This is a genomic window from Stenotrophomonas sp. YJH_SMC_46, from assembly GCF_059370315.1.
Window position 1 is genome coordinate 737,656 of sequence record NZ_JCAFTO010000001.1, and the last position, 10,053, is coordinate 747,708.

Below are 10,053 nucleotides of genomic sequence, written 5' to 3' on the forward strand. Positions count from 1 at the left end.
CATGGTACCCGCGCCCGGCCCCGGCAACATGCCTTTTGACACAAGTGCGGACGCCGCCGGCCGGGTTACCCTCGGGCCCTTGTTTGCCTTACCGGAGTTCCTGCCTTGACCACCCGCCTTGCCCTTGCCGTGGCCATGTCCCTCGGCCTTGCCCTGCCCGCCTTCTCGGCCGGCGCCGCCCCGGCCGCCAGCAGCACCGCTCAGCAGGCCAATCCGTTCTTCGCCGAAAGCCCGTTGCCGCTGCACTTCCCACAGTTCGACAGAATCAAGGACAGCGACTTCGCCCCGGCCTTCGACGCCGGCATGGCGCAGCAGCTGAAGGAAGTGGAAGCGATCGCCAACAACAAGGCCAAGCCGACCTTCGACAACACCATCATCGCCCTGGAGAAGAGCGGTGACATCCTCGACCGTGCGACCACCGTGTTCTTCAGCCTGGTCGGCGCCGACACCAATGACACCCGCAAGAAGCTGCAGGCCGACTACTCGGCGAAGTTCGCCGCGCACAGCGATGCGATCGCGCTGAACGGCAAGCTGTTCGCCCGCATCCAGGCGCTGTATGACACCCGCAGCCAGCTGGGCCTGGACGCCGAAGGCGTGCGTCTGGTCGAGAAGTACTACGACAACTACGTGCGCGCCGGCGCCAAGCTGTCCGAGGCCGACAAGGCCAAGCTGAAGGAGATGAACGCCGAACTGGCCAGCCTGGGCACCAGGTTCAGCCAGAACGTGCAGTCGGAAGTGAACGCCTCGGCGATCACCGTCGACGACGTCAAGGAACTGGACGGGCTGTCCAAGGAGCAGATCGCCGCCGCCGCCGAAGCCGCCAAGGCCCGGGGCCTGGAAGGCAAGTATGTAATCACCCTGCTCAACACCACCGGCCAGCCGCCGCTGACCAACCTGGCCAACCGCGCCCTGCGCCAGAAGATCTACGAAGCGTCGGTCAGCCGCGGCAGCCGCGGCGGTGAGTTCGACAACACCGCGCTGGTTTCGCGCATCATGCAGCTGCGTGCCGACAAGGCCAAGCTGATGGGCTTCCCGAACTTCGCCGCCTACAACCTGACCAACCAGACCGCCAAGACGCCGGAAGCGGTCAACGCGATGCTGGGCAAGCTGGCCCCGGCCGCGGTGGCCAACGCCAAGCGCGAAGCCGCCGACCTGCAGGCGATGATCGACCAGGAACAGAAGGCCGCAGGCAAGCCGACCTTCAAGCTGGAACCGTGGGACTGGGCCTTCTACAGCGAGAAGGTGCGCCAGGCCAAGTACAACTTCGACGAGTCGCAGCTGAAGCCGTACTTCGAAATGAAGAACGTGCTGGAGAACGGCGTGTTCCATGCCGCCAACCTGGAATTCGGCCTGACCTTCAAGCAGCGCACAGACCTGCCGGTCTACCACGACGACGTGACCGTCTACGACGTGTTCGACGCCGACGGCAGCCAGCTGGCAATCTTCATCTTCGACCCGTACGCACGCGCCTCCAAGCGCGGCGGCGCGTGGATGAACTCCTACGTCTCGCAGTCGAAGCTGACCGGCTTCAAGCCGGTGGTCGCCAATCACCTGAACATTCCGAAGCCGCCGGCCGGCCAGCCGACCCTGCTGACCTGGGACGAGGTGAACACCACCTTCCACGAGTTCGGCCACGCCCTGCACGGCATGTTCTCCAATGTGAAGTACCCGTACTTCTCGGGCACCTCGGTGCCGCGTGACTTCGTCGAGTTCCCCTCGCAGGTGAACGAGATGTGGGCCGACAACCCGGTCATCCTGAAGAACTACGCCAAGCACTACCAGAACGGTTCGGCGATGCCGCAGGCGCTGCTGGACAAGGTGCTGGCGGCGGCCAAGTTCAACCAGGGCTTCGCCACCACCGAGTACCTGGGTGCAGCGATGCTGGACCAGCGCTGGCACCAGATCGGTGCCGACCAGGTGCCGACCGCCAAGGACGTGATGGCCTTCGAGCGCGCCGCGCTGGAGAAGGACGGCATCTACTACGCGCCGGTGCCGCCGCGCTACAAGACCCCGTACTTCAGCCACATCATGGGTGGCTACTCGGCCGGCTACTACGCCTACATCTGGTCGGAAGTGCTCGACGCCAACACCCAGAAGTGGTTCAAGGACAACGGTGGCCTGAGCCGCAAGAACGGCGACCACTTCCGCGCCACCCTGCTGTCCAAGGGTGGCAGCGTCGACGCGATGCAGCTGTTCCGCGATTTCGCCGGCCACGAGCCGCAGATCGAACCGCTGCTGGAAAAGCGTGGCCTGACCGGCGCCGGCAACTGATCGCCTGCGCGCTAGCGTGAAACGAAAACCGCCCGGGAGACCGGGCGGTTTTTTTCGTTGAGGTCATCGCCGGAACAATCGTTCCCACCATCGTTTCTGCGTGTTTGCCGCCGGAGCCGTATCCGTATCCAGGGTTTCCGGCACGAACTGCGCCAGCTGCGCCGCGACGGCCTCTGCGTACAGCAACGCGCCATCGGGGGCGCAGTTGAGCAGATTGCTCATGCTGGTCGATGCGTTGAGGTCCATCGGATTCGGCTCGACCACCTCGCTTGCTTCCAGCAATCCGCATCCCTTGCCGATGGCATCATCGACAACGCTCCAGAATACGGCCAGTCGACCATCGGAGAACAGCTCGTGCAGACGCGCGCGCAGGTCATTGTCCCCGGCGTAGTCCGCGCGCATCTGCTTCAGCCGGTCATGCGTGATGAACACACCACCACCGTAGTTTTCGCGCAGGTGGTTGCCTGCAGCGGCGTCCGCCCACTGTGGCGGCACCAGTTGCCGCCAGTCCGCGAAATAGCGGGCAACCACCGGATCGTCGATGAAGAACGAAAGGGCGCTCCCGCGAAGATAGTGATACCGGCGCAGGTGACCGGCCACGATCGCCAGGTACAAAGCATGCCCCTTCTCGAAGGGCACGTCTGCGCTGATCGAGCGAGCCTCGTCGATGCGTTCCTGGAGCTGCTCCATGTAGAACGGCTCGATCCGGAATTGCTGCTGCAGCGGCTCAACCAGCGTCGCGTCCTCCAGCGCACGGAAATAGAGGCCACGGATTTCCGAGTCCGCGACTGGATGGTAGGTGATGTCCCAACCCATGCTGCAACGCCTTCAGGAATGCGGTAATGCCGCCGACCCGACAGCTTAGCGTCGTCGGCACCCTTGCGGAGAGCAGGCCGTGCAATACCCGTAGTCAACGTCAATGAGTGTCGTATCAGGCCTGATCTATCCCTCTCTCCCGACGCAACACTACCGTGGCGCCACGTACCCGCCCGGCACGCCTTCCGGCGACAGCACCAGCTGCCACAGCTGCGCGTGCCGGCAGCGGAAGGTGGCCATCGACCCGGCCAGGTAGAAGCGCCACATGCGGCGGAAATGCTCGTCATAGCGCGCATCCAGCCGTGGCCACGCTGCTTCCACGTTGCGCCGCCATGCCTGCAGGGTCAGGTCGTAGTCGGTGCCGAAGTTGTGCCAGTCTTCCAGCACGAAACGGCCTTCGAACGCCCGGGTGATCTGCGCCGCCGACGGCAGCATCGAGTTGGGAAAGATGTAGCGCGCGATCCACGGGTCGGTGCGATGCCGGGAGACGTTGGTGCCGATGCTGTGCAACAGCAGCAGGCCACGCGGCGACAGGCAGCGTTTGGCCACCTCGAAGAAGCTGGCGTAGTTCTTGTCACCGACGTGCTCGAACATGCCGATCGAGAAGATCGCATCGAACGGTTCGTCCAGCTCGCGGTAGTCCTGCAATCGGATCTCGATCGGCAGGCCCGCGCACAGGTTCCGCGCGAACCCGGCCTGCTCCTGCGAAATCGTCACGCCGACGCCACTCACACCGTAGCGCTCAGCGGCGAACTTCAGCGCTTCGCCCCAACCACAGCCGATGTCCAGCACACGCTGGCCCGGGCGCAGGCCCAGCTTGCGGCAGACCAGGTCCAGCTTGGCTTCCTGCGCGGCATCGAGATCATCGGCATTGCGCCAGTAGCCGCAGCTGTAGACCAGACGCTGGCCCAGCATGGCCTGGTAGAGATCGTTGCCGAGGTCGTAGTGGCGGCGGCCGACCTCGTAGCTGCCCTGCCCGGCCTGCAGGTTGAACAGGCGCGCCTTCAGCGCATCGGCCACTTCGCGCCAGCCGTGCACCCGTTCATCCAGGTGCGCCTGCATCAGATGGACAAGGAATTCATCCAGGACGTTGGCATCCCACCAGCCGTCCATGTAGCTCTCGCCCAGGCCGAGCGAGCCGTGGGCCATGACCCGCGCGAAAAAGCGCGGGTCATGCACCTGGATGTCCTGCGGCTGGGTACCGCAGATGCGGACCCCGGCTTCGTGAAGCAGGCCGGTGACCCGCTCCTGCAACCCTGTATCCACGCCACCTCCTCCACTGCGGTCAACCGCGTGCGAACAGCTCCACGTAGTCCCTGGCCACGTGCGGCAACAGCACCGCCGCCGGTACATCGGCGGTCTGGGTGCCGTCCGAGTATGGACCCACCTGGTACGGAGGGAAAACAAAGCGCAGCGCGGTGATCTGCCCCTTGTCGTCGGTCAGTGGCTGGAACTGGCTGAAATTGTCGGCCTGCGGGCCAGTCCCGTCGGCGATCATGCGCGATGCGTTGCGCAGCGATTCCTGCAGTTGGGCCGGGTCCATGTCCTCGCCGCTGAGCCGCGTGGCCACGCGTTCGCGCAGCTGGTCGGCGACGAACTCACTGATCACCTTCCAGCCCTTGGCATCGGTCACCAGCTTGTCGGCACTGAGCATCTGCTGCTGCTGCGGCAGCCATACGAAGCGCGCCACCAGCGGTTCGCCGTGGGCGCCACCGGTGTAGCGGCTGCCATCAGCACTGACCACCACCAGCTGCGGGGTTTCCAGCAGTTTCTCGAAACTCAGCGACAGCTCGTAGGGCATGGTCGGCTTGTCGTTGCCGAGCCCGTCCAACGCCTGTTGCAGGTCACTGCGCGCACTCGTCGCATAGTTCTGCAGCGCACGGGCCAACCCCGGATAACGGTCGATGCCGGCCGGGTAGCTGATGCCCACCACTTCGCGCTCGTTGTTCTCGATCACGTCGCGCAGGTCCAGCGGCGCTTCCGTGGCCGGCGTTTCGGCTGCGGCGGTGGCCTCGACGGCGGGAGCCGCCTCAGCCGCCGGTGCCGGCTCGCTTTCACGCTGGCAACCGGCCAGCAACAGCACGCCCACCACGCCGGCCAACGCACTGCCGCGCAGTGGCCGGTTGTTTCCAATCTTCATCGGGATCCCCTGTTCATGTTTGTACATCATTGCCTGCCATGGCTGAAGCGTGGCCCGCCGGCGTTCAGCCAGCGAGCAGGTCGTGATACTCCTCATGCCGCTGCAGGAACGCCTCGGCGTAGGAACAGGCCGGCACCACCTTGTACTTCTGCTCGCGGGCGAAACGCAGTGCCACGCGGGTCAGCTCACCGGCGATGCCACGGCCGGCGATCGGCTCAGGCACCTCGGTGTGGGTGATGACCATGCGTTTGCGCTTGATCTGGTAGTCCAGCACCGCCAGCTGTCCACGCACACGGGCGGTGAAGCGATGGTTGGCCAGGTCGTGTTCGACCTCATAGGCCAGACCGGGGGGCGTGACCGAAGCCATGGAACTGTCTCCTGCGGCGACTGCGTGGATGGTGCGCAGCCGGGCGCCATGATCGCGTGAAGCCTGAACAGGGGCAAGTCTGATCCATTCACGTCAGTTTGCGACCCTCAAGCTGGAGCGCTGACGGCCGCTATCGCCTGTGGAGGGGTACGGCCAGCTTGGCACGCCCCTTGCGACCGTTGACCATGCGCACCCCCGCGGAGGCTCCGATGCACCCCAGCGATTCCCATTCAGATACTGACCGCGCCCTGCTGGAGGGCCTGCTGCAACTTGCGGTGGAAGGGCAGACCGAAGACCAGGATTTCCAGCGCATCGGCGAGGAAGTGTTCGCCCGCCTGCTGGATACCTACGGCCAGCAGCACACGCTCTGAAAACCGGGGCGAATCGTCACCGATTCGCCCCGCTACCCGCTTCAACCGCCGCCGAGGCGGAAGGTCGGGTTGGACAGTTCGCGCAGGAAGTGGTTGAAGATGCTCGGCTGCATGGCCAGCATGAAGATCACGCCGAACGCCGCACCGGCCAGATGCGCGCTGTGGTTGATGCGGTCGCCGCCGCGCTTGTCCATCCAGATGCTGTAGCCGACATAGAACGCGGCATAGATGATCGCCGGTGCCGGGATGAAGAACACCAGGATGATCGACCACGGCTTGATCAGGATGAAGGCGAACAGCACCGCCGATACCGCCCCGGACGCGCCAAGGCTGAGGTAGTTCGGGTTCTTCTGGTTCTTCAGGTAGCTGGGCAGGATCGAGACCAGCAGCGCGCCGATGTAGAACGCCGGGTAGGTCAGGTAGCTGCCGGTCAGCTGCACCATCACGCTCTCGATGAATCCCCCGAAGAAGAACAGGGTGATCATGTTGAAGATCAGGTGCGACCAGTCGGCGTGGATGAAGCCATAGGTCACCAGCCGGTCGTACTGGCGGTGACGGTCGATGGCCGGCGGCCACAGGATCAGGCGGTCGGCCAGCTTGCGATTGTTGAACGCCATCCACGACAGGAGGGCGGTGATGGCGATCAACAGCAGATTGACGGGGGTCATGTCAGGCTCAGGCGCTACGGTAGTTGTCGACCATACGATAGCGTTTCGCGTACCAACCGAAGGCCAACGCCGCGACGAAGGCGAAACCGGCAAAGAAGAACATCAGGAATGCCGCCTCGCTGAGGCCTGTACTGGCGATCTTGTGGGTCACCGCGTCGTTGCGCACGGCAGCGTTCGACAGCAGCACCCACAGGTTGCCGATGGTGGTGGTCAGGTTCCAGAAGCTCATCACCACGCCCTTCATCGCCTGCGGCGCCTGGCTGTAGGCGAACTCCAGGCCGGTGGCCGAGACCAGCACCTCACCGAAGGTCAGCAATGCATACGGCAGGATCTGCCAGAAGATCGACAAAGCGTTGCCGCCGTCCATCACCACCTGGATGCCGCCGACCACGATCCAGGCCAGGCCACTGAAGGCGATGCCGGCGGTCATGCGGCGCAGCGCGGTCGGCTCCAAGCCGAAGCGGCGCAGGGCCGGGTACAGCACCAGGTTGTTGAACGGAATCAGGATCATCACCAGCAGCGGGTTCAGCGCCTGCATCTGCGAGGCGGTGAACCAGCTCGGCATCTGCATCTGCTGGCCCTGCAGGACCCAGGTCGAGGCCTTCTGGTCGAACAGCGAGAAGAACGGCGTGGTCAGCGCGAAGATCACCAGCACGCGCAGCACCGAGCGCACGCCTTCCACGGCTTCGGCTGGATGCTGGCCACGGGCCCGGTCCAGCTGCAACCAGGTGCCGCCACCGATGCCGGCGAGAATGGCCACCAGCGCCAGGCACAGGCAGATCACGATGCCCAGCGAACCGACCAGGCCGAACGACGCCGCTGCCAGCACCAGGCCGAGCACGGCGATCACCAGGCCCGGGCGGCCCTGGCCGGCCGCGCGTGCGGTCAGCGCAGTGCGCACCACGTTGGCGAACGAGTGCGGGTCCTTCGGTGGCAGCGGCACCAGCACGTAACGCTTGCGGCCCAGCCAGAACACGAAGGTGGCGATGAACATCAGGATGCCCGGGATGCCGAACGCCCACTGCGGGCCCCAGTTCTTCAGCGCCAGCGGGATCAGCAGCGAGGCGAACAGCGAGCCGAAGTTGATGATCCAGTAGAAGGCGTCGAAGACGATCTTGGCCAGGTGCTTGTTGCTCTGGTCGAACTGGTCGCCCATGAAGGAGGCCACCAGCGGCTTGATGCCACCGGCACCCAGGGCGATCAGGCCCAGGCCGAGGAAGAAGCCCTCGCGGCTGTTCTCGAACAGGGCAAGGCACAGATGGCCGGCGCAGTAGACCAGGCTGAACCAGAGGATCGTGTGGTACTTGCCGAAGAACCTGTCGGCCAGCCAGCCACCGAGCAGCGGGAAGAAATACACGCCGATCATGAAGCTGTGCATGATGTCCTTGGCTTCACCGGCACGGCCTTCCGCAGTGATTTCCTGCAGCAGCAGCGAGGTGATCAGGAACTGGACCAGGATGTTGCGCATCCCGTAGAAACTGAACCGTTCGCAGGCCTCATTGCCGATGATGTACGGAATCTGGCGCGGCATCTTTCCTTGGCCGGCGATGGGGGCGACTGCGTCGTGGCTCATCCTGTAAGGCATTCCTGCAAAGCGAAAGGCGCAAGGTTACCGGAACCGGGGCTTGCGAAGCACGCTGCAGGGCTGCATGACAACGGTGCCAATCCATGGCAGGCAGTGCAGGCCCTGCCGGAAGTCACGGCACCTGCACGACAAAAGCGTAAACTTATCGTTATGCGCCCCCTCGCCCCCGCCCGCCTCCTGCTCAGCTGTCTCGTGCTGCTGCCGGCGTTGCAGGTACAGGCGCGGCCGCAGGCGCCGGCCGCCGCCAGTGAGAGCGCGCCCCGTCAGCTGACGGTGGCCGCGCTGGAGTTGCCCAGCCGCGATGACGCGCAATGGAAGCAACGCCGCGAGCAGGTCGCACAACTGCTGACCGACCTGCAGCCGGACGTGATCTCGGTGCAGCAGGTGCTGCAGCAGCAAGGCCGCAACCCGGCCTGCTGGCTGGCCAGCCGGCTGCGTTACAGCTGCGACTTCGTTACCGCCGATCCACCCAGCCAGACATTGCGGCATGGCAACGCGATGCTGACCCGGCTACCGGTCAGCGAGGACGGCGTAACCCTGCTGCATCCTCCCGGCACCTTCAGCGCGGCCGGCATGATGCGGCTGAAGCTGGGCGAGGCGCTGGTCAACATCTATGTGGCACGGCTCCGCCCCGACCCGGACGAGGCCGCCGCGCGCCAGCACCAGACCAGCGACCTGATGACCTGGATTGGTGCCACCGCCGAGGGCATGCCCAGCCTGATCGCCGGCGACTTCTCGGCCAACACGATGGAACTGGTGCGCAGCACGCCGGGCTTCCAGCCGGCGCGGCGCAATCCCGGCGGCCGAGCCGAGGCGCCTGCGGCCAGTGGTGGGGGCAGCACTGGCCATGGTCTGGATGTGCTCTTCCAGGTCAAGCATTTCGACGGCATCCGCCAGCAGCCGATCCTGCTGCCGGCCGACGGCGACCTGCCCGGCCTGCGCCTGGGCGTGATGGCCACGTTGCGCCTGCAAGGCAATACGGCCACCGCCGAATAGGGAGTACCGGCCGCTGGCCGGCTCCCCGGGGATCACACGATTGCCGGCCAGCGGCCGGCACTACCGAATGATTGCTGGAACAGAAAAGGCCGGGTTATCCCCGGCCTTCTCCGTTCATCCCATCACCGCGATCAGGCGATCGCTTCCTGGTAACGGCGCTCGACTTCGTTCCAGTCGATGACGTTGAAGAACGCGCCGATGTATTCCGGGCGACGGTTCTGGTACTTCAGGTAGTACGCGTGCTCCCACACGTCCAGGCCGAGGATGGGGGTGTTGCCTTCCATCAGCGGGCTGTCCTGGTTGCCGGTGCTTTCGACCACCACCTTCTTGTCCGGGGTCACGCTCAGCCACGCCCAGCCGCTACCGAAACGGGTCAGCGCCGCCTTGGTGAAGGCGTCCTTGAACTTGTCGAAGCCGCCCAGGTCCTTGTCGATGGCCTTGGCCACGTCGCCCACCGGGTTGCCGCCAGCATTGGGAGCCATCACGGTCCAGAACAGCGAGTGGTTGGCATGGCCACCACCGTTGTTGCGCACCGGACCCTGCAGGTTCTCCGGCAGCGACTTGAGCTTCTTCACCAGTTCTTCGACCGGCAGGTCAGCGTACTCGGTGCCTTCCAGCGCCGCGTTGACGTTGTTGATGTAGGTCTGGTGATGCTTGGTGTGATGGATTTCCATCGTCGCCGCATCGATATGCGGTTCCAGCGCGTCGTAGGCGTAGGACAGCTTGGGCAGGGTATAGGCCATGGTGCATCTCCTGATTGCGAGGGCACCCGACGTTGTCGGGCGGTGCGCGGTGAATGATGGGGACAGAACGGCAGATTACCAAGGGGGATGTAAAGG

At 64.8% G+C, this 10,053-nt stretch carries 10 protein-coding genes; 3 read left to right on the forward strand and 7 right to left on the reverse strand.

Annotated features, from left to right (window positions below; genetic code table 11):
• Window positions 1-105: 105 nt before the first annotated feature.
• Complete coding sequence (locus AC5P8C_RS03425; protein ID WP_019660438.1) at window positions 106-2,271, forward strand: M3 family metallopeptidase; 2,166 nt, start codon at window positions 106-108, stop codon at window positions 2,269-2,271.
• A 63-nt stretch (window positions 2,272-2,334) separates the two neighbouring features.
• Here AC5P8C_RS03425 and AC5P8C_RS03430 read toward each other — a convergent pair whose 3' ends face one another.
• The 4 genes from AC5P8C_RS03430 to AC5P8C_RS03445 all read right to left on the reverse strand — a co-directional run bounded on the left by AC5P8C_RS03430 (window position 2,335) and on the right by AC5P8C_RS03445 (window position 5,594).
• Window positions 2,335-3,087, reverse strand: a complete 753-nt coding sequence (locus AC5P8C_RS03430; RefSeq protein ID WP_134732269.1) for a hypothetical protein — start codon at window positions 3,085-3,087, stop codon at window positions 2,335-2,337.
• Window positions 3,088-3,237: 150 nt separating this feature from the next.
• Window positions 3,238-4,353: a cyclopropane fatty acyl phospholipid synthase gene (gene cfa, locus AC5P8C_RS03435; RefSeq protein ID WP_233653951.1), complete on the reverse strand. Its 1,116-nt coding sequence runs from the start codon at window positions 4,351-4,353 to the stop codon at window positions 3,238-3,240.
• A 19-nt stretch (window positions 4,354-4,372) separates the two neighbouring features.
• Window positions 4,373-5,254 carry a DUF3298 and DUF4163 domain-containing protein gene (locus AC5P8C_RS03440; RefSeq protein ID WP_134732265.1) on the reverse strand — a complete coding sequence of 294 codons (882 nt, stop codon included), beginning with the start codon at window positions 5,252-5,254 and terminating at the stop codon, window positions 4,373-4,375.
• Window positions 5,255-5,291: 37 nt separating this feature from the next.
• On the reverse strand, window positions 5,292-5,594 hold the full coding sequence (locus tag AC5P8C_RS03445; protein WP_019660442.1) for a GNAT family N-acetyltransferase: 303 nt from the start codon (window positions 5,592-5,594) through the stop codon (window positions 5,292-5,294).
• Between the two features lie 209 nt (window positions 5,595-5,803).
• On the opposite strand from AC5P8C_RS03445, the gene AC5P8C_RS03450 reads away from it, so the two are divergent.
• A complete protein-coding gene (locus AC5P8C_RS03450) occupies window positions 5,804-5,965 on the forward strand; it encodes a hypothetical protein (RefSeq protein WP_167692790.1) in 162 nt (53 codons plus the stop codon).
• Between the two features lie 41 nt (window positions 5,966-6,006).
• Here AC5P8C_RS03450 and AC5P8C_RS03455 read toward each other — a convergent pair whose 3' ends face one another.
• Window positions 6,007-6,633 (reverse strand): rhomboid family intramembrane serine protease, encoded by a 627-nt coding sequence (locus AC5P8C_RS03455; protein ID WP_164145193.1) that lies wholly within the window; start codon window positions 6,631-6,633, stop codon window positions 6,007-6,009.
• A 7-nt stretch (window positions 6,634-6,640) separates the two neighbouring features.
• Window positions 6,641-8,206, reverse strand: a complete 1,566-nt coding sequence (locus AC5P8C_RS03460; RefSeq protein ID WP_111098433.1) for a POT-type proton-dependent oligopeptide transporter — start codon at window positions 8,204-8,206, stop codon at window positions 6,641-6,643.
• A 162-nt stretch (window positions 8,207-8,368) separates the two neighbouring features.
• On the opposite strand from AC5P8C_RS03460, the gene AC5P8C_RS03465 reads away from it, so the two are divergent.
• Entirely contained in the window at window positions 8,369-9,214 is an 846-nt protein-coding gene (locus AC5P8C_RS03465; protein WP_233653950.1) for an endonuclease/exonuclease/phosphatase family protein, read from the forward strand.
• A 131-nt stretch (window positions 9,215-9,345) separates the two neighbouring features.
• On the opposite strand, the gene AC5P8C_RS03470 is transcribed toward AC5P8C_RS03465, so the two are convergent.
• Complete coding sequence (locus AC5P8C_RS03470; RefSeq protein ID WP_005410310.1) at window positions 9,346-9,957, reverse strand: superoxide dismutase; 612 nt, start codon at window positions 9,955-9,957, stop codon at window positions 9,346-9,348.
• Between the last annotated feature and the right edge of the window lie 96 nt (window positions 9,958-10,053).

Excerpts from the sequence above, each read along its gene's own strand:
- AC5P8C_RS03430 (WP_134732269.1), bottom strand. The coding sequence starts at position 3,087 with ATGGGTTGGGACATCACCTACCATCCAGTCGCGGACTCGGAAATCCGT.
- AC5P8C_RS03440 (WP_134732265.1), bottom strand. The coding sequence starts at position 5,254 with ATGTACAAACATGAACAGGGGATCCCGATGAAGATTGGAAACAACCGG.
- AC5P8C_RS03445 (WP_019660442.1), bottom strand. The coding sequence starts at position 5,594 with ATGGCTTCGGTCACGCCCCCCGGTCTGGCCTATGAGGTCGAACACGAC.
- AC5P8C_RS03450 (WP_167692790.1), top strand. The coding sequence starts at position 5,804 with ATGCACCCCAGCGATTCCCATTCAGATACTGACCGCGCCCTGCTGGAG.
- AC5P8C_RS03455 (WP_164145193.1), bottom strand. The coding sequence starts at position 6,633 with ATGACCCCCGTCAATCTGCTGTTGATCGCCATCACCGCCCTCCTGTCG.
- AC5P8C_RS03460 (WP_111098433.1), bottom strand. The coding sequence starts at position 8,206 with ATGAGCCACGACGCAGTCGCCCCCATCGCCGGCCAAGGAAAGATGCCG.
- AC5P8C_RS03465 (WP_233653950.1), top strand. The coding sequence starts at position 8,369 with ATGCGCCCCCTCGCCCCCGCCCGCCTCCTGCTCAGCTGTCTCGTGCTG.
- AC5P8C_RS03470 (WP_005410310.1), bottom strand. The coding sequence starts at position 9,957 with ATGGCCTATACCCTGCCCAAGCTGTCCTACGCCTACGACGCGCTGGAA.